Source organism: Azospirillum canadense (assembly GCF_025961225.1).
Lineage (GTDB): Bacteria > Pseudomonadota > Alphaproteobacteria > Azospirillales > Azospirillaceae > Azospirillum > Azospirillum canadense.
This window is the reverse complement of sequence record NZ_JAOQNG010000001.1, coordinates 1,473,946-1,498,242: the sequence shown is the minus strand read 5'-3', so window position 1 is coordinate 1,498,242 and position 24,297 is coordinate 1,473,946. Positions and strand designations below refer to the sequence as shown.

The 24,297-nt window shown below is 67.1% G+C and carries 18 protein-coding genes; 9 read left to right on the top strand and 9 right to left on the bottom strand.

Features of this window, described 5'->3' with window-relative positions; all coding sequences use genetic code 11:
* Window positions 1–226 precede the first annotated feature (226 nt).
* Window positions 227–478, top strand: coding sequence for a hypothetical protein (locus tag M2351_RS07125; RefSeq protein WP_264655415.1), 252 nt, complete (start codon window positions 227–229; stop codon window positions 476–478).
* Between the two features lie 475 nt (window positions 479–953).
* Here M2351_RS07125 and M2351_RS07120 read toward each other — a convergent pair whose 3' ends face one another.
* The 4 genes from M2351_RS07120 to M2351_RS07105 all read right to left on the bottom strand — a co-directional run bounded on the left by M2351_RS07120 (window position 954) and on the right by M2351_RS07105 (window position 5,143).
* Window positions 954–3,011, bottom strand: coding sequence for a trypsin-like peptidase domain-containing protein (locus tag M2351_RS07120; RefSeq protein ID WP_264655414.1), 2,058 nt, complete (start codon window positions 3,009–3,011; stop codon window positions 954–956).
* A 331-nt stretch (window positions 3,012–3,342) separates the two neighbouring features.
* Window positions 3,343–4,113, bottom strand: a complete 771-nt coding sequence (locus tag M2351_RS07115) for an ImmA/IrrE family metallo-endopeptidase (protein ID WP_264655413.1) — start codon at window positions 4,111–4,113, stop codon at window positions 3,343–3,345.
* Window positions 4,110–4,541, bottom strand: coding sequence for a hypothetical protein (locus tag M2351_RS07110; protein ID WP_264655412.1), 432 nt, complete (start codon window positions 4,539–4,541; stop codon window positions 4,110–4,112). Before M2351_RS07110 ends, M2351_RS07115 begins: the two co-directional genes overlap by 4 nt.
* Window positions 4,538–5,143 carry a hypothetical protein gene (locus M2351_RS07105; protein ID WP_264655411.1) on the bottom strand — a complete coding sequence of 202 codons (606 nt, stop codon included), beginning with the start codon at window positions 5,141–5,143 and terminating at the stop codon, window positions 4,538–4,540. The genes M2351_RS07110 and M2351_RS07105 overlap by 4 nt, the downstream gene beginning before the upstream one ends.
* 152 nt (window positions 5,144–5,295) lie before the next feature.
* On the opposite strand from M2351_RS07105, the gene M2351_RS07100 reads away from it, so the two are divergent.
* The 4 genes from M2351_RS07100 to M2351_RS07085 all read left to right on the top strand — a co-directional run bounded on the left by M2351_RS07100 (window position 5,296) and on the right by M2351_RS07085 (window position 8,295).
* Complete coding sequence (locus tag M2351_RS07100) at window positions 5,296–6,039, top strand: multiubiquitin domain-containing protein (protein WP_264655410.1); 744 nt, start codon at window positions 5,296–5,298, stop codon at window positions 6,037–6,039.
* A gap of 3 nt (window positions 6,040–6,042) precedes the next feature.
* Complete coding sequence (locus tag M2351_RS07095) at window positions 6,043–7,440, top strand: ThiF family adenylyltransferase (protein WP_264655409.1); 1,398 nt, start codon at window positions 6,043–6,045, stop codon at window positions 7,438–7,440.
* Window positions 7,437–7,781 (top strand): DUF6527 family protein, encoded by a 345-nt coding sequence (locus M2351_RS07090; protein WP_264655408.1) that lies wholly within the window; start codon window positions 7,437–7,439, stop codon window positions 7,779–7,781. The genes M2351_RS07095 and M2351_RS07090 overlap by 4 nt, the downstream gene beginning before the upstream one ends.
* Before the next feature lie 100 nt (window positions 7,782–7,881).
* Window positions 7,882–8,295 (top strand): hypothetical protein, encoded by a 414-nt coding sequence (locus M2351_RS07085; RefSeq protein WP_264655407.1) that lies wholly within the window; start codon window positions 7,882–7,884, stop codon window positions 8,293–8,295.
* Window positions 8,296–8,962: 667 nt separating this feature from the next.
* Here the strand turns inward: M2351_RS07085 and M2351_RS07080 are convergent.
* Complete coding sequence (locus M2351_RS07080; RefSeq protein WP_264655406.1) at window positions 8,963–9,220, bottom strand: hypothetical protein; 258 nt, start codon at window positions 9,218–9,220, stop codon at window positions 8,963–8,965.
* 1,508 nt (window positions 9,221–10,728) lie between these two features.
* Between M2351_RS07080 and M2351_RS07075 the strand changes: the two genes are divergently transcribed.
* From M2351_RS07075 to M2351_RS07060, 4 genes are all read left to right on the top strand, one after another.
* Complete coding sequence (locus tag M2351_RS07075) at window positions 10,729–12,204, top strand: PIN domain-containing protein (RefSeq protein WP_264655405.1); 1,476 nt, start codon at window positions 10,729–10,731, stop codon at window positions 12,202–12,204.
* 52 nt (window positions 12,205–12,256) lie between these two features.
* A complete protein-coding gene (locus tag M2351_RS07070; protein ID WP_264655404.1) occupies window positions 12,257–13,318 on the top strand; it encodes a hypothetical protein in 1,062 nt (353 codons plus the stop codon).
* Between the two features lie 487 nt (window positions 13,319–13,805).
* Window positions 13,806–13,952 (top strand): hypothetical protein, encoded by a 147-nt coding sequence (locus M2351_RS07065; RefSeq protein WP_264655403.1) that lies wholly within the window; start codon window positions 13,806–13,808, stop codon window positions 13,950–13,952.
* A 53-nt stretch (window positions 13,953–14,005) separates the two neighbouring features.
* Window positions 14,006–14,825, top strand: a protein-coding gene (locus M2351_RS07060; RefSeq protein WP_264655402.1) for an IS5 family transposase whose coding sequence is annotated in 2 segments (ribosomal slippage) — window positions 14,006–14,374 and window positions 14,376–14,825 — 819 coding nt in all. Because the reading frame shifts where the segments join, the coding sequence is not laid out codon by codon here.
* Window positions 14,826–14,841: 16 nt separating this feature from the next.
* On the opposite strand, the gene M2351_RS07055 is transcribed toward M2351_RS07060, so the two are convergent.
* From M2351_RS07055 to M2351_RS07040, 4 genes are all read right to left on the bottom strand, one after another.
* On the bottom strand, window positions 14,842–17,079 hold the full coding sequence (locus M2351_RS07055; protein WP_264655401.1) for a PAS domain S-box protein: 2,238 nt from the start codon (window positions 17,077–17,079) through the stop codon (window positions 14,842–14,844).
* A 274-nt stretch (window positions 17,080–17,353) separates the two neighbouring features.
* Window positions 17,354–17,608, bottom strand: coding sequence for a PAS domain-containing protein (locus M2351_RS07050; RefSeq protein WP_264655400.1), 255 nt, complete (start codon window positions 17,606–17,608; stop codon window positions 17,354–17,356).
* Window positions 17,609–17,846: 238 nt separating this feature from the next.
* The gene (locus M2351_RS07045; RefSeq protein ID WP_264655399.1) at window positions 17,847–21,161 is read right to left on the bottom strand and encodes a bifunctional DNA primase/polymerase; all 3,315 of its coding nucleotides are present in this window, start codon (window positions 21,159–21,161) and stop codon (window positions 17,847–17,849) included.
* Complete coding sequence (locus tag M2351_RS07040) at window positions 21,161–23,929, bottom strand: hypothetical protein (protein WP_264655398.1); 2,769 nt, start codon at window positions 23,927–23,929, stop codon at window positions 21,161–21,163. Before M2351_RS07040 ends, M2351_RS07045 begins: the two co-directional genes overlap by 1 nt.
* Window positions 23,930–24,297: the final 368 nt, after the last annotated feature.

Genomic DNA, 24,297 nt, shown 5'->3' with positions numbered 1-24,297 from the left:
ATCCCATGTGGCTGCGGTCGCGTCTTGCTCGATGCGCGCTCTCGGTACACACGCATCCTGCCGATCGGCGACCGCCCAGAGCCCGCACCGTTGAGCGCGCGCCAGCGGCGCCGGAGCCAATGGCTGGCGCACCTGATCGACTTCTAATCCCGCGGTATTAGGTCTGCGATCCTCTTGCCGAGCCTATGTTCCCAGATACAATGAAGTGTCCGGCCCGGGAGGCACCATGACGGAGTTCGTTGAGGGCACGCGGCGCGGGAGCTTCCTTCTCCTCGTCGATACGAACGGCCAGCGCCATGCGGTGCGCATCAACTCGATCCAGGGACTGCACGACAGCGACCAGGACCAGTCGCAGACGATCGTCGCCCTGCCCGGTAATCGCATGGCCATCGTGCCCCGGCCGCTGGAGCAGGTCCTCGATCTCGTCGAGCCGAGCTCCGCAACCATTCCCCACCGCCGGGCCCACGGTGCGCGCTGAGGCGCCCATGTAGGGCACCCAACGGTTCACCGCCCCTCGCCCTACTGTTGAACGGACGTTCGATAGTACGACACGGCCGCGAATCTACGTCGAGGACGGGGCGATTGGAAGATACTCTCTCCAGGGGCACTCGGGAAAGGGCATCGCGACATTTGTTTGGTAAACAACGTTAAGCGAAATCTTACTCGGAAACAAAGGCTTCGGCTTGCCGCCCCGGAACCGTCCGTTCGGTGGACGCCTTTCAGAAGCCGCTTTTGGGGCTGTTTTCCCGTCCAAGAAATCCGTCCACCAATTCTCAACTTCCCAAAATGCAGCTTGCTGTTTCAGAGACGACCATTGTTCTTGGCGCGTTCTGCCTTGGGGTTGTTTGCCGCGCAAATGTCGCGATGTCATCAGTCACCACAGCCGCCTTCCCTGAGGCGTCCTTCCTCCGGCGAAGCGGCTAAGTCGACGGCGCACCCCACCGCCCACACCTTCACTTGTGGCACTCCACCATGACGGCCGCCTTCGAGCCGATCTCGCCTACATCGGCGGGGTCGAGCTTCGCCGTCGAGGCCGCCGTCAGGTAATCGATCCCCTTGCTGTCGAGGAACTCACGGGCGACCGAGGACTTGACGGCGAAGTTCACGTTCTGCGGGATGCTGCCGGTTGCCTTCACAACGGCCAGCGCGCTGAGCGTCGAGACCACGACGCCGACCGTGTTGCCGGACAGGTCGAGCAGCGGGCCGCCGCTGTTACCGGGCTGAATCGGCGCGGTGATCTGTAGGAACCGGGTGTCGTCGGCGATCCCCGCCAGCGCAGTTACGCTGCCGGTGGTCACCTGCGGCGTGGTGGCCAGCAGCCCGGCGTACGGGTAGCCCACCGCAACCACGCCGTCGGCCGGACGGATGCCCTTGCCGTCCCGGAACTTGAGCGGCTGCACGCCGGGCACGGCGGCGCGCACGACCGCGAGATCGTTCTTCTCGTCCGTCGCGACCAGTTCGGCGTCCACGACGCGCTCGCCGCGGCGCGCCTTGAATGAGCGGCAGCCGTCCACGACGTGGTGGTTGGTCAGGATGTCGCCCTTGCCGTTGACCGGAAAGCCGCTGCCGGACGATTCGCGGCCGGAAGGCTTGGGCGGAAGCGGCACCGCAGCTACCTGCGGGCGCAGCGGATCGGGCAGCGGAGCGCGCGGCTTCGCCGCGTCAAGGACGGCCATGAGCGTGTAGGGGCCTCGCCCGACCGTGCAGTCGTCGGTGTCGCGCACCAACGCCCGCTCGACCTTCGGACGGTTCGTACCCGCCCACACGACGCCCTGCCCCTTCCGCTCCGGCTGCCACTGCACCGCGCAGACGAGGACATCGTAGCTGCGCGTGTTGACCGCGAGGGCGAAACGGTCGGTGCCGCAGGAATGCGGCATGCAGCCGTCGAGCAGCAGCCAGTCCTTGGATTCGGATACCTTGCCGGACACCTGCATCTTGCCGATCTCGTCGACCGTCTCGTCGCCGAGCAGCGTGCGCAGCCGCGCGTCCAAGGCGGGCACCTTGAGCATGGGGAGCCCCTTCACGTGATCGAAGGGATGCTTGCCGACCCAGGCGCGCAGGTCGGCGGCGGTCTCGAGCCCCTTCGCCTCGGCGGGCGCCCATGCCGCTGCCTTCGACCGCGCGTCGGCGATCTCCTCGGCGGTCAACTTGCCTTCGAGGAAGGCGATGTTCTTCTTGGCCCCCTCGCGGTCCTTGGGATCAGTCATGCGGGGTTCGGCGAGCACGAACCACATGAGCGATGCCTTGAGGTCCTTGGGCACCCCGCTGCCGGTCATGAGGTTGAGGCCGAGGTTGAACATCCCCAGGCCGTCGCCGCGGTCGGCCGCTTTGCGGTACCAGCGATTGGCCTCGGCCATGTCCTTGGGCACGCCGCGGCCGTTCGCGTACAGCACACCGATCCGGAAGAACGCCTGCGGGTACTCGTGCTCGGCGGCCTGCTTGTAGTGGAGCATCGCCGCCTTGTAGTCCTGGACGATGCCCTTGCCGAGGTGTCGCATGAGGCCCGTGAAGTAGGCGGCCTCGGGATTCGTCTCATCGGTGAACGGCCAAAGATGACGCAGCGCCACGGAGTAGTTCCCGGCCTTGTAGGCTTCGACGCCGATGCGGACGTGCTCGTCCAGAGGCAGCTTCGGGACTTCGACGAGCCCCTTGGCGTCGAACGCCCAGACAGCACCTTCCCCGAGCGCGAAGACGAGCTGGTCCGTGCCCTCGAGAAGCGACGTGATGCGGCAGTTCCCGAACTGGGCGGAGATGGTGGGCGGCTCCTTGGTCAGGTCGACGACGCTGTGGCTGGGCTCGCATATCATGGCGCCCGAGTTGTGCGAGACCACGAGCCAGCGCGGATTGGACTCGTCCGGGAAGGCCGCGACGACGTTGACGGACGTCGACATGGTGTCGCGGACGGCCACCCGACCGTTAAGCAGGATCTCGAAGTCGAGGTTGTCGCCCCGGATCTCCACCGGCCCGATCTTCCTGGTGTGGACCTCTTTCGCTGCGGCCTGCCAACTCATGCAGGATGCCGTCCCTAACAGCACCACCGTCAGCGCCACTCGTACCACGGGTTTCCCCCGCATTTCCTGCTCCCCCGACCGATTCCCCGCAACAATACTCCCGCCCTTTAGAGCCCACAACTCCACGGTATTCACGGGTGCCGGGCCTCCCCTTGATGGAGGAGCCCGGCGGGATGTTGGTGCACAAAGGCCGGGCTGGTAGCGGTCGGGAACGGGCGACGACACCCCTCTTCCGCCCTAACCGACGACGATCAGCACCGGCAGCTGGAAAGGCGGACACAAAACATACAAGAACGGGCGAAAAACTACGCGAGGCTGGGTTCCGGCGCGCTCAGCCGACTAGATCTTCCACCATGTCGGCCTTTTGCCACCAGAGCAAGGTCAAGGCGCCGTCCAGGTAGGGTACCGAGTGCTCCTTGATCCGGTAGTCGCCGGCCCGGCGATGGTTGATCCAGTCGCAGGCGTCTACGGTCACCGAGCGACCATTCCCGTCGCGCCCGTTGATGATGTCCCAAGCATCGGTGTCGTGCGACAGATCTTCGTGTGGCCAGAGGTTGCGGTCAACGCGGCGGCTGCCCTTGAACCAACGGCGCCGCCCGTCGGGCCCGTAGTGCAGAATCATGGCGTCGTACGAGCCCAGCTCGACCAGGCGCTTGGCTGCGGCGGAGCGGCTGACCCGGAACATCTCGGCAAGCTCGTCGACGGCGTCGAAGGTGACGGATCGCTTGTCGGCCCGCGGCACGAACAGCGAGGCGGGCATCAGCAGATCCGCGGCGAAGCCGTTGGCGAGCGGCTCCGGCCCATGGGGGCTCCACGGCTTGCTCATGTCGGCGCGCTGACATGAGAGTGCCTTGCCGCGATCCCGCATCCAATGGCCGAGTTCATGGCCAATCGAGAACCGCTTTCGACCTTCACGGGCATGTGCGTCGACCGTGATGACCGCCTCGTCGCCGACGCCGATGATGTGCGCGGCACATCCCTTCAACGGTGCGTACTGCACCTGCGCGCCGCAGTGATAGGCGATGACCTCAAGGTCGATTTCTTCGGGCTCGGTGATGTAGAGCTCGTCCAGGATCTCTTGAGCGTTCCGGTAAATCCTCATTCCGTGCCGCCGTCCTTCGGCAGGGCGCCGACCTTGGCCAGAGCCTCCAGAATGCTGTCGATCTCAGCATCGGTGATCTCCTTGCCATCCCGAAACGCCATCGTCAGCCCTTGCGGCACCAGAGCCGGCTGATTGGCAACGATCCGTTCGAAGAGGGCGCGCCGCGCGGCCGGCGCGGCCGGCAAGCGGCCAAGCGCCGCCGCACGCGCCGCGCGCGCCTGCTCCATGCCCCGCTTGGCTTCCTCGCGCTTGCTCAGCCCGTAGGCCTTGAGATGGGCAGCCACAATGTTCCGCGCGATGTCCTCGTCGCGCTTCGCCTGCGGCCCCTCTTCGGCCAGAAGTTCCTCTTCGGGCGTGCGCAGAGCGACCTCTTCGATGGCATCGAGGAGTCGCTGCAGCCGTTCCACATCGTCCCGAGGATGCGTCATTTTCCACCTCCAGAAGACAGCGTCCGCTTCAGGCGCCAGATGCGTTTCAGCGCCGAGTCGTATTGCGTCTCCGTCAAGTCGTATGCGTAGCGAATCGTTTCCGGACTGTCGCCGTTGGCCAGCGCGAGCGCGATCTCCCAGGTCATCTTGTCGTCCTGGAAGGCCGCCTTGACGGCCTCGAGTTCCTGGCGCGCAATCAGCTGCCGCTCAGCATCGGGGTAGGCATCGGCGGCGCGGTCGATGACGCCCAACTGCGCGTCATCCTCATCCTCGTCAGCCACGAACGTGAGGTCGGCTTCGGGAAGAACCTTGGCGGTCTCCACCCCGCGCCACCAATCCATGGCCAAGCTGCGCAACGTGCCCCTGATCACGGCCAGGAACGGCACCCCCCGCTTCCACGTCCGTTGCCCCGTCATCAGACGACCAATCGCCGTGTGCAGGAGCTCCTCAGCCGTCTGCCCCGTCATGCCGCGCGCGCGGATCCGCGCGGAGCGCATGAGGTTCCGGTAGTCGACGTCGGTCAGGGCGCGGAGCGCATCGGCCACCTCGTCGATCGTCGCATGGTTTCCTCCCAAGTCATCCGGCTCGTCCGGCTTGTTCATGATCCTTCCTACCAGCGTAATCGATCGGCGGCGTTCCGCGCGGACCGGAGGCCCATCAAAAAAATTTTCGACATGCTGTCCGCGCCGCTCTTCTTCGCCCGATTAGGAGGATAGAGGCCCTCGGCCGTAGCTCCAAATTGGGAGAGTTGAGCATGAACAGTAACGATCATACCACGAACGGTACCGGCGGCAATTCCGGCGAGCACACCCCTCAGAAGCCCACCACCTACAAGCTCCGCGTCGACAAGCTCGACCTGGTGAGCGATACCGCCGACCTCACGGGGCGCGCGCTGCTGCTCCTGGCCGGTCGGACCCCGCCCGAGCGCTTCCAGCTCTTCGCCAAGAAGGGCGCCGAGCTGACCGAGATCGGGCTCGATGCCACGATCGACCTCGCCGAGCCGGGCGTCGAGCGCTTCGTCACCCTCGCCCTCGATCAGACCGAGGGCGAGGTTCAGGGCTTCGCGTCAGAGCACACCCAGCAGACGGCAGTCCCGGCGCCCCGCCAGGACTTCACCCCGCTCCCGGAGGACGCGGCCTTCCTGAACGCGCTCGGCCTGCGCTGGGAGACGATCAGCGACGGTGGCCTGGCCCGCGTGGTCGTCTACGGCTACCCGGTCCCGCCAGGCTACAACCACACCACCGTCGACCTGAACGTCCGCATCGATCCGACCTACCCGGACACCCAGATCGACATGGTCTACGTGCACCCGGCGCTGGTCCGCACCGACGGCCGGGCGATCCGCGCGCTCGCCGAGGATCCCTTCGACGACAAGGTGTGGCAGCGCTGGTCGCGCCACCGCACCGCTGAGAACCCCTGGCGCCCCGGTGTCGACGACCTCTCGACTCACCTGGCGCTCGTGAACCACTGGTTCGTCCGCGAGCTGACGGGGGCCTGACCGATGCGCACGTCCCTGACGATGGTCGCCGCCCAGCATGAGATGCTGCAGCGGCACCTTCTCCCCGGCGACGGCCGCGAGGCGGTCGCCCTGGCCCTGTGCGGCCGCTGCGCCGCCGCCGACACCCACCGCCTGCTGGTGCATGAGATCGTCCTCGTGCCCTACGAGGCCTGCATCCGCACCGACCGCCGCGTCACCTGGCCGACGTCCTTCCTGCGCCCCCTGCTGGAGCGCGCGATGCGCGAGCACATGGCGATCGTCAAGATCCACAGCCATCCGGGCGGCTACGCGCAGTTCAGCGACGTCGACGACGACGCCGACGCGGTGCTGTTCCCGTCGATCCACGGCTGGACCGACGACGACCTCCCGCACGCCAGCGCGATCATGCTGCCCGATGGCCGCATCTTCGGCCGCGCGCACCACGCCGACGGCGCCATGGCGGAGCTCGACGGCGTCACGGTGATTGGCGACACGCTGCGCCGCTGGCGGGCTGGCGATGCCCCGCTGGCGGAGGTGCCCGAGTTCGCCCTGCGGCACGCGCAGGCCTTCGGCAAGGGTACCTTCGCCGCCTTGCGGGATCTGCGCGTCGCCGTGGTCGGCTGCTCCGGCACCGGCAGCGTGGTCATCGACCAGCTCGCCCGGCTCGGCGTTGGCCACTTGGTGCTCGTCGACCCGGAACGGGTGGAGGAGAAGAACCTCAACCGCATCCTGAACGCCACGACGGCCGACGTCGGCCGCCACAAGGTGGACGTCCAGCGCGACTTCGTCATGCGCCTGCCGACCCGCGCCCGCGTCGACGCCTTCGCCGCCGACCTGACCGATCCCGCCGTCCTGCAGGCCGTGGCGGCGTCGGACGTCGTCTTCGGCTGCATGGACAGCGTCGACGGGCGCCACCTGCTGAACCGCCTCGCCACCTTCTACCTGCTGCCGTACATCGATGTCGGCGTCCGCCTCGACGCCGACGGCCAGGGCGGGGTGACCCAGGTCTGCGGGAGCGTGCACTACCTCCAGCCCGGGCTGTCGAGCCTGCTGACACGCAAGGTCTACACGGAGGAGCAGCTCCGCGCCGCGGGCATGAAGCGCCACACCCCGGGGGCGTACGATGCCCAGGTCGCGGAGGGCTACCTGCGCGGCGTTGCCGAGGATCGACCGGCGGTGAACAGCGTCAACATGGTCTTCTCGGCCATGGCGGTGCTGGATCTGCTGGCCCGTCTGCACCCCTACCGGGACGATCCGAACGCGGAGTACGCCGTCCAGACCATCACTCTGACCGGCGGGTTCTGGCTGCGCAAACCGGAGGCGCTCCCCGACACCGGCCTGGTGCGGCACATCGGGCGCGGCGACATGGCGCCCATGCTCGGCATGCCGTACCTCGACACGCTGGCCAAGGAGGCGGCATGAGCATGGCCGATGCCCTTCGGCACGCCGCGCGGGTGCTTGGGTTGGCACTCGCGTGGCTGCTCGGCCGCTACCGCGTGGTCGAAGTCAGCAATGCGCCGGACGCACTCGACAGCCGCACGCTCTATGTCGTCGGCGAGGACGGACAACGCTGGTTCGCCGTTTTCGCCTGCCCATGCGGCTGCGGAGCGACGATTCAGACGGCACTGATGCCCAAGGTCAAACCGCGCTGGACGCTCACCGAACATTGGAACGGCACGCCCACCCTACACCCGTCGGTTTGGCGGACGACCGGGTGCCGCAGTCACTTCTGGCTTCGGCGCGGAAGAGTTCACTGGTGCTGAAGCGTGCTCGCCGGCTGACACGGCCTGCGTCTTGCTCTCCCACCCGCCATCACCTGGACAGGCGACGTCAGTTCGTTCTGTCACAACCACGGATTGTTTCATGCGCGATATCCTGACCATGATCACCCACCCGCTGGGCATCCAATTTGGATACTGGATGCTCACCATCGCTCTGCTCGCCGGCGCCTTCCTTCTCCATGTCCTCATGAAGCGCGCCTACGAGGAGATGCGGCGCGGCCAGCGGCTGGTCGCCGTCGGCGTGCTCTGGATCGCCATCAGCCCGCTCATCGTCGGTTACGGTGAGGGTGTCGCCGTCGCGATCGCGCAGGCCAGGACCACGCAAGCGCCTTCGTTGCTCAGCCCGCCGCGCCAAGCACAGGTTCTGGATCCGCGCTTCGAGGCCCCCAAGTCCGACTTGCCCGGGTACGCTCACTACTGGATTCACATCATGGGCGGCATGGTGCTGATCGGCGCCGGCTTGGGGCTCAACGCGCGCGCGAAGCGCGGCTACTGACCGCTGTGTCGAAGTGGTCCCTGTCGGGGTACCGCGTTCCAACATCGGCAGGGAAGACAGCCCGTAGGCTGCCTTCCCACCCCCCCTCGTCTCCCTGTTCTACCCTCTGGGCCACAACGGCGTTGCGGCATCACAGCGCTGAGGCTGTTCGCCTCCGTTGTTTTTCGATGCTGAGAACATGCTCAGGGCCGCTTTCTGAGGCTTGCGAGCCGGCCCCGCACACGGTCGGCCACCTCAGCCTCCTGCCGCTCCGTCCGCGCCTTGCGCCTCTCCTCGACGAGGCGCCGATCGGACAACAACCAGCGCGCCGTCCCGACGCTCGTGACCTCCCCGGTCGCGCCGTCACACGGGCAGGCGCGCCAGCCATGCCAGTCCGGGGACGTGGCCTGAAACTCACCGCAGGGGCATGTGGGATACGGTTGGCCATCCGGGCGGAACCGTGCGGGTCGCGGGGTCGGGGTAAACGTCGTGTCGTCGGCCATGTCGAGCCCTCCGCTACCTGCGCCGACGCGCCGCGCCGACGCCGCGCCCGGACTCCTTGGACTCCGTCAGGTCCAGGCAGGCCTTAGAGCAAGGAGGCGTACAGGCAACCGCCGCAAGCCACCGCCTCGCCGAAGGCGAAGGCCGGGATCTCACCCTGGTGCTGTACCGCGATCGGCGGCCCAGCCTAGCGTAGGCCATCCAGGATACTGCCGACGAACGCCGGTTCGAACTCGACAACACGGATGACAACGCCGTAGCGACGTCGGCGTGCGTTGTCCTCCTGATCGGCGAGCGCCCTCCTGTGGCGCAGCGCCTGGCTGATCGTGTTGGGCTGGCGGAACTCCATACTCTGCTGCTCGGCCATCAGAGTGCTCAACGCCTCGATCGCATCTTCAATGCGGCAGTGCGCAATGCGCCTCAGCGTTTCCCGTGCGGCACACATGGGCTGCCGATCTTCCCACGGACTAAAATCTTGATTCTTAAACCCGAAATGACCGCAAGCGTCAGAATTTTGCCGATCGGTTTGCCGATCTGGCCGCAGCAACCAAGGTCTTGATAACGCTGAAGCGTTCAAACGCCTGCGGGGCAAACGTTGCCGATCCGGATCCGCGCAACGTAGGACCACGCGGTTCTCATCATCCGCTCGCGCCCGGTGGCGCGCGTCCCTGGTCCCACCGTCATGGCGCCGCCGCCCAAGACCTGACGAAGCGCAGGCGCTCGATGGCCAACCATGTTGGGTCGTCGGTGCGCACACGGCCGTCGAAACCGCGTTGCGCGGACCAGGGCACCGCGACGCTGACGCCGCCGACGTACCCCAACGAACGGCGCCGCGCCGGAGACGACGCACGAACACGCCAGCGCCCCCTGCTCCACCGATCGACGCCGGGTCAGGCGCCCGCGCATGGTCCGTCCAGAGATGTTGCCCGCAACACCAACGAGCTGAGCGCGCTCTGGACGCCGGCGCGCACCAAAAGGGCGCCGGGCATTTTCCGGGAGGCCTGCCGCCCCGTGCCGACGCGCTCACACGACAACCAGCCGCGCCGGCACCGCCAGCAAGAGCCAAAGAAATTCGCGCGTGCAGGCCGACCCCGCCCACGCCCAGGGCTTCAGTCCCAGCCAAATCCGTTGGCAGGAATCGCAGCCACCAGAACAAAAAACGAACACAGGCACCGGATCGCGCCGTCCGTTCGGGGTCCACACGCCGGGAACCCACGCAAGGGACTGACTACACAGCATTTTCTCCGCACCCGGCCGGGCGACCAGAAGCGCGCCGCGGTGGCACCGGACAAAAGTCCTGGACCGGCGGTACCGGTTCATTCAGTGGCGTGCTGGTACACATACCGGAACACCCGCCAGAAGGGCCATTTTATTATGTTTTACAATATATTATAAGAATCGCTCGCGGAACGGGATCTGCATTTGGAACACTCATCCGCGCCACACAACACCCTGAGCTGCTAGATGAATTCGGCATCTGAACCGGCTCTGGTGACACAGCGGACTGATGTCCTCCCCCGTCTTCCGAAAGCCACTTTTTTCGGTATCGCGACGGCTGGATTTTCCTATTCTTAGGGCGTTCACTGTGGATAAGTCTCGCAACCCTTTGTTTTACCACAATTCTACGTCTTGGAAACGGTTGCTTACGTCACCACGATTCTTGACTTAAAGCGCGCCCTTTTCGTCGGAGCTTTTTGAAAAACATTAGGGTTTATCAATGGCTTGACGGCCTTGGATGTCAGCCACATTGGAGCGCCAATTTGTTCAACCGCCATTGCGACCGCGAACGAAGAGTAGCGCGCGGACCGACCCGCCGCTCAGCATCCGGATACACCTCGTCGCCGCGGCGGGCTGCGCTCATTCCGTCTCCCAGCCGGAACGCCGACAGGCCGATCCCGGGGGCGGCGACGCACCGGTTGCCATGACATCGACGAGCCGTTACCATCGCGTGCAATGCTAATCCTCTTCGTCGACACCAATTTCTTCCTGCAGTGCCGCGACCCGGCGGAACTCGCCTGGGAACAGGCGACTGGCGGGCAGGATGCGCTGGTGCTAATCCCGCGGACGGTGCAGCAGGAGGTCGACCGGCTCAAGCAGGCCGGCAATTCCCGACGGGCCAAGCGGGCGCGCAAGGCGTCGTCGCTGTTCCGCCGGATCATCGAGTCTCCGGACCTGAAGACGGCGGCGCACGACGCCGGTCCCCGCATCGAGCTGTCGTTCCCGCCGCCCCCGGACCCGCACCGCGCACGGCCGGCGCAGCTCGACCTCGCGCAAGCGGACGACCGGATCATCGAGGAGGCGCTGGCGTACCGCGCGACGCACCCGAACGAGGACGTGCGCCTGCTGACGCACGACACGAACCCGATGCTGACGGCACGCCATTGCGGCCTGCCCTGCGTCGCCGTTCCCGACGCTTGGCTGCTGCCGCCGGAGCCGGACGAGCGCGACAAGGCGCTGGCTGAGGTCCAACGACGACTGGATACCCTGGAACGAGTCCATCCGGCGATCGCCGTCTCCGCTACCGACGGCGAGGGGAATCCGATGCAGCGCGTGCGGCACCGCATCGATGCCTTCAAGGATCTCGCCGAGGCGGAGATCGACGGCATCCTCGCGGAGCTGCAGGCCAATCATCCAATCGCGGACAGCTTCGAGGGGCATGGCAAGCCGATGCCGACGCGGCCTCCCTTGGGCATCGCGGGGGGCCTCGCCGGTTTTTCAACGCGGGGGCGCTACGAGCCGCCGACTGAGGCGGAAATCGAGCAGTACCGCGATGTCGATTACCCCGCGTGGCTTCGGGCGGCGCGGACGTGGCTGGAGGAGTTGCCGGAGCAGCTCGAGGCTCCGGTGCGCAGCTTCGGCTTGAGCTTCGTGCTCACCAACGACGGCGCCCGTCCTGCCGAGAACGTGGTCGTCGAGATCCGGGCGCAAGGCGGGCTGCTGATCGCCCCGCCAAAGAGCAGGGATGAGGATGACGCAGAACAGACGGACGGCGCACCCGATCGCGCGCCCAGGCTACCTCAGCCCCCGCGCCCGCCGGCGGCGCGCTACCGAGGGCTGGCCTCAAGCCTCACCGACTCCCTGCTGCGCGGCTACGGCCTCGACCCCGTTTTCGCCACGCCGCACATCCCTCCTTTCCTCCCCCAGGGCCGCACCGAGCGGGACCCGCATGCCTTTTACTGGAAAGGCGGGCGGCCAGTACGGCATCAGTCCGAATGGACCCTCACCTGCGCGGAGTTCCGCCACAAGGCCGACCCGGAGCCGTTCGATCTCGTGATCTTCGTCCCGCGCACCGCGCTGATCACCAAAGCCGCGGTGACCTGCCGGGTGAGCGCCAGCAACCTGCCAGAGCCCGTCTCGGTGACGGTGCCGGTCGCCATCGCCTACGACGAGAAGGACACGGCAGCCGAGGCGCGCCTACTGCTCCCGTAGCGCCGATGTCGGCCGACACGGCAGGTATCCCCGACAAGCCCCCCTGGAGACTATGCCCGACGATCCGAACCGCGACCTACTGGACCTTATCCCGTTGCGTGGGGAGGCTATCCACGAAGGCTACGTCAAGGTGAAGCTGGCGCACGCCCGCGGCTTCACGGTGCTCCTGCCGGACCTGCTGATCGCTGACCTCGGCGGCTGGCGCTGGTTCCAGCCGCAGTACTTCAGCGCGCCGCTCCTCAGCTTCTTCGACGACGCCGGGCACGCCGAGTTCAATATTGAGCCGGCGCCCGGAGTCAAGCTGCTGATCGGGATCACCCGCGATCGTCTGGTGCGATCCTACGCCGACGGCTCCTTCCTGTACCGCTGTCGGCTCGCCGGCCCGAAGCGGCTCAAGGCCTTCGCCGCTGGCACCTGCTCCCTCGACGCCAACCATACGGTCTGGCTCGACCTGTTCCACCACACGTCGGCGGACGCCGCGGCGGCGATCCGCGCGAGCGAGCATTTCCGCGGTTCGCGCTGGAACATCCAGGGCACCAAGCGGCTCACCAACGTCGAATACGCCTACTTCACCAGCCTGCCAAGGATCTCCAGCCGCAAGCACCTCGAGCGCATCGCCATGGCCACCGACGGAGCGCTACGTCTCATTACCACGAACGGCGTGGCGCCGCGCGACATCCTGAGTATCAAGGTCTATCGCGAGAGCACCCTCAACCGCCGGAACACGATCCGCCTGCGGGTGCCGGCCGACACGGTAGCGCCGCAGCACGTCTGGCGGCACGACGCCAACGACCAGCCGACCTACTACGAGGCAAGCCACCCGGCCATTTTCCGCGTCGGCCTCGAACCTGGAACCGTCCTCCCGTTCGCCGATGGTGCGGTGGACTTGGCGCGCGCCGCGCTCAAGCGCTTCGACTATGCCGTCCTTGGCTTTGCGACCACCCACGCCGGCCTCGTCGCGCCGTACGACGAAGAGGACACACGGGAGCTGTTCAAGATCGAGCGTTGCGAGGAGGACGGCGATCTCTTCGCGTATTGGCGCCGGCATCACGATCAGGACCTCTACACCGGGCGGAGGATCGAGCAGCAGGCGTTCGAAGGACCGACGGCATGATCCACGCGGCGATGGCCGGCACCACCGGCCGCAACGTCCGTTGACCTTTGGCAGGATCGCGCTCGCACGAACCGCCGCCGACGCCGGAGGGGAGATGGCCAGGACGGGAAGCGGGGACGACCTCGCGCCCCACGCACCGACGCAACGCACTCGCCGCGACGGCGTGGTCAATCTGGTGCGTCGTGGCACCCGCACCGTCCACATCGTCGCGGCGCACCGTAAGACCGCCGTCTCCGCCGCCGAGTTGCGCCGCATGAGCGCCGCCCCGCCGACCGACAATCCGCGGCCGGCGCATCTGTGCCCTGCTGCTGCTCGGTTTCGCCGCCGGCTTCCGGCGCGGCGAGTTGGCGGCGCTCTCGGCGGAGGACCTGACGTTCACCCCGGATGGTCTTCTCGTCCGCGTCAGCCGCGGCAAGATCGACCGCGAGGGCCCGGCCGCGGTCGCACCGTCGCCATCCGCTTCGGCCGGGTTCCCGCCACCTGTCCGATGGTCGCCATCCTCGGCTGGCTCGCCGTGTCCTTTACCCGCGGCCCGTTGCTGCGCAGCGTCGGTAACGACGCGACCGCCGAGCTGCCGCTGTCCGACCGCAGCGTGGCCCTATTGAGCAAGGAACCGCGGTCACGGAATATCTAGGGCGCTTTGGCAAAGTGTTAGAAGGTTGAAAAAGCGTTCCCCATTTATGCTGGATGGGACGTTATGACCTGACCGATGCTCAATGGGAGCGGCTGGAACCGCACCTTCCTCCCGAAAAACCGTGGACCGGACGGCCGAACCATTCTCACCGCCGGATAATCAATGGCATGTTATGGATCGCCCGGACGGGCGCGCCGTGGCGGGACCTGCCGGAGCGGTACGGCGCGTTCGGCACAGTGGCGAGCCGGTTCTACCGCTGGCGCCGCGCCGGAATCTGGCAGCGCATCCTGGAAGCCTTGCAGGCCCGCGCCGACCGCCAGGGCCGGGTGGATTGGAGCCTGCATTTCGTGGACAGCACCATTGTTCGCGCCCATCAGCACGCCGCTGGAGCCCGCAAGGCCAGCGGCAAAAAGGGGGATCGACGGTGAGGCGCTCGGTCACTCGCGCGGTGGTTTCTCAACCAAGATCCACATTCGGGCCGAAGGCCTGGGCAAACCAGTGACATTCACCCTGACCGGCGGGGAAGTCCACGACAGCAAAGCATTTGCCACGCTGATGGGGAGCGGCTGGATCAAGCGCCTGGGGCGTGGACGTCCGCGCCTCAAACCGGATCGACTGGCTGCCGACAAAGCGTACAGTAGCGGCGTCATCCGGTGCGCCCTGCGTCGCCGCCACATCCAACCGGTCATCCCGACCAAGAGCAATGAGCGCCCGGACCCGAGTTTCGACCGAAACGCCTATCGTGAACGCAATCGCGTCGAACGGCTGATCAACAAGCTGAAGCAGTTCCGCCGAATCGCCACACGGTATGAGAAGCGCGCCGCCAACTATCTCGCCATGATCACCATCGCGGCGATCCTTCTATGGCTCTGAGCTTTGCCGACATGGCCTAGCCTCCATCACTTGACCGCCGCGGCGCCTGCACGCCCGCTGATGCGGCAATCCGCACCGCATCGGCCACAGTCTTCGCACCAAGCCGCTGCATGACATGGGCCCGATGGGCCTCCACCGTGCGCGGGCTGATGCCGATGTCCCGCCCGATCTGCTTGTTCGTCTGGCCAGCCAGAATGCCGGCCAACACCTCCCGTTCCCGCTCCGACATCTCGGCCATGCGAGCCCGGGCCCAGCCGGCCTCGTGCTCGGCCTCTTCAGTCTGACGAATGTCAGCCGCGGCTGATGCGACGGCGGCGAGCAGGGTATCGGTACGATAAGGCAACGGCAGGAAATCCACCGCGCCGGCCTTCATCACGTGCACACCAAAGGTTACGTCGCCTTCGGCATCACCCAAAACGATCACCGGCAGCCCGATCCGCCGAGCCTTGAGTTCTCTCGGGATGGTGAGGCCACCCGCGTCAGGTTGCTGGATGTCGAGCACGACGCAGCCTGACACCAGGGCGGGTGCCGACTCCAGAAAGGCTTTGCCGGAAGGGAAGGCTCTGACGTCATAACCGGCCTCCCGGAGCACGCGAGAGAGGCTCTCGCGTGAGGTCCCATCTGCGTCGACGATATACACGAAGCGCCCTTCATGGCGCGTGATGTCCTGGGCAATGCCACCGGTGCGCCGGATCTGACCCTGTTCGTTCCGGATGGGGAAGAAGGTGTTGCGGATCCAACGCAACGCCCCGTCGGATCGGGTAATGCGGAACTCCTCCACGGAGACCACACCGAGCGCAGTCCTGCCGAAAGCCTCTACGACGCGGGCGCGGTCATCGGGATGAACGACCTCGATCCACCGGCTTATGTCCTGCCGGAAGCCGTTATGCGCTGTCCCGAAAACCGTCTCGAAGACCGGGTTGAGATATTCAACCGTTCGGTCTCCCGCGTTGGCGATCCAGAACGCGTTCGTGGAATGCGCCGCGAACTCGCGGAAGCGCTCCTCGGCCCGCTTCTCACGGTCGATGTCCTGCACCACGAAGACCGCGCCCAGGCTCTCCAGGGCGGCGTTGTGGAAGGGCGCAGCGCTCACGCGCGTCCACGCCTCCCGCCCGTCCGGCAAGGTGAAGATGAAGTCGATCCCGGGAACGACCGTTTCGCCCCGCAACGCCCGCGCGCCTGGATAGTCTGAGGGGCTGAGAGGCTGGCCCTCGGGGGTGTAGGCTCGCCAACGCCCAACTTGCTTCGAGCTTCTGGAGGGGATGTTGACGAGGGTGTATTGCTGAAGCATCCGGTTCCCCAGCGTGATGCGCCCCTCCTGGTCGGCGAGCCCCACACCGACCGGCAGCTGGTCCAGGATCGCCGAGAGCCGGGCCTCGCTCTCACGCAGGGCCGCCTCGGCCCGCTTGCGCTCGGTTATCTCAAGCGCAACCCCGATGAAGCCCACCGGCTGGCCATTTTCGAAGGTGGTCTGGCCATGGGTGGAGACCCAGCGCTCGACCCCGTCCTCAATCCCGATGACGCGATAGTCGATGTGGTAGACACCATCGCTCGTGGGATCGAGACAATGGGCCAGCGCGGCTTCGACCTGGGCCCGGTCCTCAGGATGAATGCCGGACATCCAGACATCTTTGGAGACCGGCGTATTCGGGGACAGGCCCCACATGGCCCTCAGGCGAGCATCCCAGTCCAGCGCACCGGTTGCCGGATCCCATGAGTAGGGTGAGACATCGACGAGATCGATGGCGGCCTGGAGCCGCGCCTCGCTTTGGCGCAGGGCCGTCTCGGCGTGGACACGCTGGGTGGTCTCATGGACCGTGCACAGGACCCCGCCAACCCCGCCCGTCTCATCACGAATGGGGCTGTAGGAGAACGAGAACCATGTTGCCTCGGGATGGCCGCGGCGCATAAGCGTCAGCGGCAGGTCCTCGAAGTAGCTGGCTTCGCCGTGCATGGCCCGCTCGGTGATCGGACCGATGGTGTCCCACACCTCCGACCAGACCTCGGGGAACGGCCGCCCGAGGCCGTTCGGTTTGTCACCCATGATCGGAATGTAGGCATCATTGTAGAAGCTCGTCAGTTCCGGCCCCCAGGCCAGGTAGGTGGGGAAGGCGGAATTCAGCATGATGCTCAAGGCGGTGCGGAGCGACTGTGGCCAAGTCTCTGCCGGCCCGAGAGGCGTGGCCGTCCAGTCGTGGGTTCGCACGCATTCGCCCATGATGCCGCCGCCGGGGAAACCGTCCGCCGCGCTCACTTCATTCCCTCCGTGGAAGCACTCATAGGACGAATTCCCAGAGGGTGACGGCGCAGAGAGGGGGGCTGAAGGACAGACAAAGATGCGCGGCACCCCAGAAGCTTAACGGACGCCGCGTTGCTCACTGTTCTTAGGAGGTCGTGTCATCGGGGGTATATGAAAGCTCCTTCCCCTGTGCAACGATATGCTCGTTCAACACCGCGTGGCCGTGCCTATACGTCAGTTCAGAGGGCATATCGCGAAGGACGAGGCCGGCTTTGTCAGCAGGTAGATATCATTGCGGCGTCCAGCCGGGGAGACTGAACGCCGCAACACCGATACCTTTTCCACTGCTTTGTAGGATGATGGTTTCCGTGAGCCGGCGCTCGCTCTCGCGCAGCGCCGCCTCGGCCTCGTGCCGCGCGGTCACGTCGAGAATACTGCCGATCATGCGGCGCAGCCGTCCGGTCTCGTCCCGCACGCCGATCGAGCGCTGCCAGACCCAGATCCAATGGCCGTCTCGGTGGCGGACACGATACTCGGCTTCCATCCGGCATGAGTTAGGGAAATCTTCTTCAACTCGCCACCCCTTTGCCAACGCGCCCTAATCGCAAGGCTAGGATGTCTGAACGGCCGTCCGCGTGGGTGAGCCTAGGAGGGCATGCGACCACCTTCCAGGTGGGCTATGAGCCACCAGGGCCGAAGACGTGAATCCATCTCCCGCAAGACCTGTAACGCGAGTAACGGGTTCAGCCGCGCGAAGTCCGGCTGCGCACCACAGTGTGGCTTCAGTCACGGCGAGGGCGCCGTTGCGACCGTGTCTCCGCCTCCATCAGCGTGCATCCCACCGCCTGATAGGCGCAGCCGCCACACCCCTGACAAAAGCTGGCCGGGTCGCGCACGGTGGTGTCCGGATCCGCGAGCGCTTCGGTGAGGAAGTTCCGGCTGAATGGGTAGAAGCGCAGGTTGCGCTGCCTCACCCGCTTGCGAAATCCCGGATGGCCGGGATCGATGATGTCGCGGTTGCGCAGTGTGCGCCCGACCCAGCCCGGCTGCTCCCACTCCGGAATGTCGGTCGTGGCCCGCTTGCCGAAATCCGTGTCGACCAGACGCCGCATTTCGAGAATCAGGTGGCTCGGGTTGACCTCGCGGAATCCCTGCCGGACCAAGGTGGCGGCGGCCTCCTGCAACAGGGCGATGGGGTCGTCGAACTCCACCGGCCGGCTGGCGCTGCGCGCGAGCGCCGCCTCCAGAGACGCCGAAACGGCCTCGCCGCAGAGCTGGGCGAACGTTCGCAGAGGGGCCGCAATCTGTTCCGCGCGATCCTGCACCGCCGGGGTGAGGCGGCGGTAGGTCTGATCGATCACCGCGGCGTTCTCGAACACCCAGGTGTGCAGTTCGTCCCGAATCGCCTGCAGGCGCGCGGGATCCGCAACCGTGGCCTTCGCGCGCACGCTGGCCACCGCCGCGGGCATCTTTCGGGTTTGAATCCGGATCATCCGGCTGCCGAGGATCCCGTCGGCGCCGCCCGTGTTGTTGACGATCTTCACGCCGAAGCCATTGAGGCGGCGCACCGCCATGCCACGCGCGGTGTCCACCCAGACCTTGACCGCCGTGTTCTTGTTGTAGCTCACCTTGAGCCACTGCACGAGTTCGGAGAAGGACGTGTCGTCGCCCGACCGCGAGGCGATCTTTTCCAAATCGTCCAGGACCACGAGGCCGCGCGTCTCATGAATGAGGCGCGCCGCCGCCGCCGCACTGACCTGCCCGACGATGCTGCCGTTGGCGGACAGGTTGGCCATGGCAATGCCCAACGTGCTTTTGCCGCTGTCCGGTTCGCCGCACAGCAGAATGAGCGGCACCGCGTCGAACACGGCTTGCCCGAAGCTCACGACGGCGGCCAGCGCCAAGATCGTGTGATCATCCTCGTAGGGCAACCAGACGGTGGCCTTCAAGATCGCCATGATCTCGGCGACGATGGCGCCGAGCGGCCGCGTCGCCGCCGGATGGCCGGCCTTCTTGGCCCGGATGTAGCCGTCCACCGCGTCCCAAGACCAGCTTGCGGCGGTCGAGGACTGCGGCCGCTCCTCGATCAGTGTGCCGTCGGAGAGGCGCAGCACCCGGCGGTCGGCCGGCGTGCCGCGTGGTGCCGGCACCTCGACGATGCTCAACAGGCTGCCGTCGGAGCGCACGACCATCGTCTCCCGCCGTTCGACGACCCGCGCCAAACCGTTGCCGTCGATCTCCTGGTCTCGGAACAGGGTGTCGACCGGGTAGTAGAGATGGCCACGGTGGTACGAGCGCCCAAGATCGACCGGACGGTACGCGCTTCGTCCGAGCGCTTGGTCATCGGACGCTGGGTGAGGCGCCGGCTCGCCGACCGGCTCGGCCGTATCGATCGCCTCAAGGACCTGCGCGATCGTCCCACCGGCTCGAAAATGCTCAAGCCACGGGGCGCGGGCCGCCATGTCGGTGACCGGTCGACCGGCGGCTCGTGCGATCGCCAAGGACCGCTCGGCGCTGCCGCGGTCCGGCAGCCCGATGACAACACGGCGCCATCGCTGCCAGAAGGCTGGATCGCCCCACGCCGTGGGAAACCGCTCGGCGCCGGTGGAGGCGATGAACTGCGGTCGCTCGGCCGGCGGCACCGCCCGGCACTCCTGCCACAGGCGGAGAAGGTCGAGCAGATCGACCACCACGGCCGTGGTCTGCGCCGTCTGCGGGTAGGCGAAGAAGGTCACCGGCTCGCCAGCGCTCCACAGCCGGGCGCGCGGATTGCGCGTCACCCCGGGAATGTCCGCGCGGCAAAAGGCGCCGAGCGCGGCGCCTTCGGCCGAGCGGATCGGGATGGTGAGGCTGTCGGCGCGCGTCAACCCGGTTTTGCGGCTCTGGTACGGAGGGTCGAGCCCCAGCTGGAAATGCCGACGCGTCTCTGCGTCCAGCCCCAAGCCATCAGTCACGAAGGCCAGCGCCGCCGGATTGTCGGCGAGGCGCCGCTGGCGCACCGCCTGGGCCTCGGCGTTCGGGGGGCGTTGCGACCGGCCGACCACGGTCGTCAGGTCGCGGGGCCGCGCCAAGCCGTAGCCAAGGCCGGACTCGACGGTGCGCGTGATCTCCGGCTCGCTCAAGCCGGCCCGCAGCGCCGCCGCGGTCAGCGTGGCCCGCACCAGCGGCTCACCGAGCGCGCCGGCGGCGACCAGCGTGCCGAGCGCGCGCGCCGCGGCCAGCAGCGTCTCGTTCCGCGTTCCCGGCGTGGCTCCCTCCACGCGCGCGATCTCCGTGCGAAACGCCGCCTCGACGTAAGCCGGCAGCGACACGGCTTCGGCGGGGCGCCGGGGGGATGGGGCGCCGCCCGCCCCGCCGCCCGCCGGCACGCTTGGCGAATCGACGCGCTCGGCGGAGGCCCGGGGCAACCCGCGCTCCGCCGCGCCGTCGGAAGGATGACTGGAGGGCGCCCCCGTGGCCACACCAAGGCGCCCAACAGGAGGCGCGGCGCGGAGCGGCGCCCCCGACCGCCCAGTTTGCGCACAGTCCAGCAGCCACGCCGGTGGATCGGCGATGGGGCGCGCCCCCGGCCCGCGGCCGTCCACCCACGCATAGGCGACGCCGCTGGCGTGCATCGACGGCGGCGCCACGATGACGCCCTTGGCGCCGCGGATGTCGAGCCCGGCGCCGAGCGCGCCGCTGCGCGAGGGCACAGGGCGGTCCGGCACCCACCGGAAAAAGTAATGCCATCCACCGCCGCCGCTCGCTGCAACCAGCGTCTCCGGCAGCGCGCCGTGGGCGTCGAGCAGCGCCGCCAAGCTGTCCGCCCCACCGTGCCGCGGGTCAATGTCCAGCACCCAGATCCCCGACTCCGGGCCGGTGGCGATCATCACGTTGGCGTAGGGGCTACGGCGCCAGACCTCGCGCAGGAGCCGTGGGTCGACCGTCGCGTCCTTGTAGCCATGCCGACTGCGCGGATGCTTGCCGGGGGACGTGCACTCCGGATTGCCACAGGAGCAGCGCCCCTCGCGGTGAACCCAGTGGCCGGGGACGACGCGCAGCCCGAGTGCGGCGTACTCGAGCGCCGCGCCGAGCCGGGGGTTCCGCTCACCGGGCATCACACGCCCTCCAACAGGCCGTGGAAATGCTCGTGGTACTTCTGCAGACCATCGGCGACGCGCAAATGGCTGTAGTTGCGCATGACCGTTTCGAACTTGTCGTGCAGAATCAGGGCGACGTTGAGAAAGTCGTTCGGGTGGCTCCGGAGCCAACTGGTCGCAATGATGTGGCGCCAAGTGTGGGCGCGCCACGGGCGATACTCGGGCAGGTAGCGGATCACGAGCTCTTCGAGGCGCACGCTGATGCTGGACGGCAGGAAGCCGTAGCCGTGCTTGTTGTGCTGGTCGCGGGTAAGGAACACGCGATCGCAGTGGTCGGCCCCGGACAGCTGCGGCCGGCCCGCTTTGAGATACGCCTCGATCAGCGGCCAGACGTCCTTGGGAATGGGCTCATCGTATGCGGTCTGGGCCGCGCCTTCCTCGTTCTTGAACTCGTGCGGGGCGTAGCGCAGCCACCACGACCCATCCTGGCGCTGGTAGAGATGCCCCGTGTTGTCGGCGCGGTACGTCATGATGGCGTAGTTGTAAGCCCGCAGCGGGTTGCGGTTGATCATGCCGACGAGCAGACCATCGCGCAGCCAGACGGCCGTCGACGCTTCCCGCATCCGCTCCACCGGACGGTCCTCGTCCAGACGGCGCTCCAGCAGCGCCAAGGCCTGCGCCGGGTCGTCGAGTTGGAAGACGTCGGACAGGCGCTTGAGTTTGCGGCTCTCACGGCGCGCCTTGCGCTCGACCGACGGCGTCATCGCTTCCAGAGCCTGCCAAGCATCCCGGCAGTGCTCGCGCCACATGCGCGCCTGCGCCTCATAGCCGTCCGGATCGATCCGGGGATCGATCGACGGCCAACCCTTGTAGCGTTCGGCTTCTTCCGGGTGTTGCGCAAGCCACCCCTGATTGGGATGGATGATGGCCTTGATCTTGGCCAGCAGCAGCGTCTGGTGTCCGCTCCACCCTTTGTTGCGCACCACCGTGAATTCGAGGAACTCGGTGACGAGTTGGTCATCCGTGATCTGGCAGAGGTCGAGATCGGCGTCCTGCCAGCCCCTGCCCATTAGGCTCGGGATGTGGGCCTCCACGGTGTCGTCGGGCGTCTCTGCGGCAAGGCTCGCGGCCACCCTCTCCCGGGCCTGTGCGGGGTCGGACGGCAGCCGTAGCCAGCCGAAGAAGCCCTCAAGGGTGTTGCGCGTGATGTCCTCGGCCGGCGTCCCAAATTCGTTGCTGCGCCATTCGCCCCGACGGTGGCGGACCAAGCGCTTGCCGTCGCGCCGGCGCCCTGGGTTGACGCTCCGATGGAAGGCGATGAGCCGGCGCGCCGGCTGTTCGACGTGATCGGGAAGAGCGAAGCGGTATTCCAACTGCGTCAGGATGCCTCCGCGCCGACGATGGGCCATGGATTCGTCCGGCCGCCCGCCGTCGCCGCGCGTGCCGGCATCGGCGCGGGTCGCCAGCAACGACGAGAGCGCGGCCTCGGGCAGCCGGAGCACGCGCTCGAGCGCGGCGATGCGCTCGAAGGTGCGACCGGCCTTGGTGCCCACCGTCCGGGGACGGCTGTAACTCTTTGCCCACGCGTGCAGCAACGTGTCGGTCATCCCCGCCGCGTGACTCACCTGCTCGAAGGTGAGCCCGGAGTTGTGGATCCCCGCGGTGAGCGCCGCTGCGAAGCCGTGCTGGCTGGCCTGAGACTGCAGGATCAGATCCGCCGTGGCCTTGAGCGCCCGGAGGTGACGACGGTGCTCGGCGACGCGCTTGGCGCCGTCGCCGCCACGGGTCCGGTCGGCGAGGAAGGCGGCCGCCAAGTCGTCGTGGTCGGCCGCCATCGACGGAACGATCGCCGTGTCGTCGCTGGCCAGCACGTACCCCATGAAGGCCCGCAGCGTGGACGCGTGCTGCGGGAACACGGCCTCAGGGACGTGATCCCGATGCGTGTCCAGAAGGGCGCCGAACGTGGGCGCGTCGCTGTCCGGGTCCGTCGTTCCACGCGCCGGGAACATGCGTTGGGCTGCGCGATGAAGCTCGTTGAGGAAGGACGAGAACCCCTCCAGCGACGCCGCCGAGTATCCCTGGGCGGTCTTCAGGGCGAGGAACCCCGCCTTGGTCGCCGCGAATCCGCCGAGGATTCGGTCATCCGGAACATCGGTGTCGGCAAATTCCAGATACTGCCGGAGATGGTTGTAGTCCGTGCACTGCGTCACGCGCGACCACGACTTCAGCGTGCTGTTCCGGTAGTCCAGCAAGCCGCGCCAAGTCCGTGGGTATCCGGCTGGGGAGACCACCTTGCGCGGCGGCGGCCGCTTCCCGGCGTTCTTGTGCAACGACGCCGGCCGCGGACGTCCGGTAAGGTCGAGCGCCGCCAGATGCAGCCGTTTGGCCGCCGCCACGAATTGTCCGACGCGCTTTTGGGTGTAGTTGGAGCCAAGCCGCTCCCGCAGCGTGCGACACACCGGCTCGATGTCATCAGCCAGCAGTTCCGCTCCAACCTGGTCGTCGAGCGACTTGCCCCAGAGCGCCAGAAGGATGTTGAGGGCTTGGGCATCGCGGCGCCGCGTCGACCGCGCGCAGGCATCGGCCGCCAGCACATCGCGGAACGTCACGGCCGCCGGCGCCGCACCCGCTCCGGGGATCGGCTGGGCGCCGCTTGAGGATGTTGGCGGTGCGGCTTCAACCGGCTCAGCGGCCTCTTGGTGGAGCGGTTTATCCGTGGCGTCCGTGCCATTTCGGCCGGCGGTTACGGTCAAAGGCGTCGAGGCGGGGCGATTTCGGGACGTCATGGATGCAGTCTCCCGTTCGCTCCGTGCGGACGGAGCGGTTGACGAACGACCCGCTTTTGAGGAGACTGACGGCAGATCCGGCGCTATACGGATTCTGATCGTTGGACGGGGTGCCAGTTGCCGCTGGCGCCCCGTTCCTCTTTTCCGGGTCAGGCGTGTGAGAGCCCGCCGCTCGAGCGGCGGCGAGCCTGCGTGGTCACGGTTACGGCGTCATGATGGCTCTCCTTCGGAACCGGGATTGCGCAGAGCGCGGTGGGCCCTTGCGGGCAGCCCGGCCGCAATCCTCGTTTCGGGTCTGGACCCCCATGCGGCCGGTAATGCTTGCCTGAGTCTCATGCGCCTCTCTGAACAAAACGCGAACATGATGA

Bases quoted from the DNA above. Each gene is read 5' to 3' on its own strand.
- M2351_RS07125 (WP_264655415.1), top strand. From the start codon at position 227: ATGACGGAGTTCGTTGAGGGCACGCGGCGCGGGAGCTTCCTTCTCCTC.
- M2351_RS07120 (WP_264655414.1), bottom strand. From the start codon at position 3,011: ATGAGTTGGCAGGCCGCAGCGAAAGAGGTCCACACCAGGAAGATCGGG.
- M2351_RS07115 (WP_264655413.1), bottom strand. From the start codon at position 4,113: ATGAGGATTTACCGGAACGCTCAAGAGATCCTGGACGAGCTCTACATC.
- M2351_RS07110 (WP_264655412.1), bottom strand. From the start codon at position 4,541: ATGACGCATCCTCGGGACGATGTGGAACGGCTGCAGCGACTCCTCGAT.
- M2351_RS07105 (WP_264655411.1), bottom strand. From the start codon at position 5,143: ATGAACAAGCCGGACGAGCCGGATGACTTGGGAGGAAACCATGCGACG.
- M2351_RS07100 (WP_264655410.1), top strand. From the start codon at position 5,296: ATGAACAGTAACGATCATACCACGAACGGTACCGGCGGCAATTCCGGC.
- M2351_RS07095 (WP_264655409.1), top strand. From the start codon at position 6,043: ATGCGCACGTCCCTGACGATGGTCGCCGCCCAGCATGAGATGCTGCAG.
- M2351_RS07090 (WP_264655408.1), top strand. From the start codon at position 7,437: ATGAGCATGGCCGATGCCCTTCGGCACGCCGCGCGGGTGCTTGGGTTG.
- M2351_RS07085 (WP_264655407.1), top strand. From the start codon at position 7,882: ATGCGCGATATCCTGACCATGATCACCCACCCGCTGGGCATCCAATTT.
- M2351_RS07080 (WP_264655406.1), bottom strand. From the start codon at position 9,220: ATGTGTGCCGCACGGGAAACGCTGAGGCGCATTGCGCACTGCCGCATT.
- M2351_RS07075 (WP_264655405.1), top strand. From the start codon at position 10,729: ATGCTAATCCTCTTCGTCGACACCAATTTCTTCCTGCAGTGCCGCGAC.
- M2351_RS07070 (WP_264655404.1), top strand. From the start codon at position 12,257: ATGCCCGACGATCCGAACCGCGACCTACTGGACCTTATCCCGTTGCGT.
- M2351_RS07065 (WP_264655403.1), top strand. From the start codon at position 13,806: ATGGTCGCCATCCTCGGCTGGCTCGCCGTGTCCTTTACCCGCGGCCCG.
- M2351_RS07050 (WP_264655400.1), bottom strand. From the start codon at position 17,608: ATGGAAGCCGAGTATCGTGTCCGCCACCGAGACGGCCATTGGATCTGG.
- M2351_RS07045 (WP_264655399.1), bottom strand. From the start codon at position 21,161: ATGCCCGGTGAGCGGAACCCCCGGCTCGGCGCGGCGCTCGAGTACGCC.
- M2351_RS07040 (WP_264655398.1), bottom strand. From the start codon at position 23,929: ATGACGTCCCGAAATCGCCCCGCCTCGACGCCTTTGACCGTAACCGCC.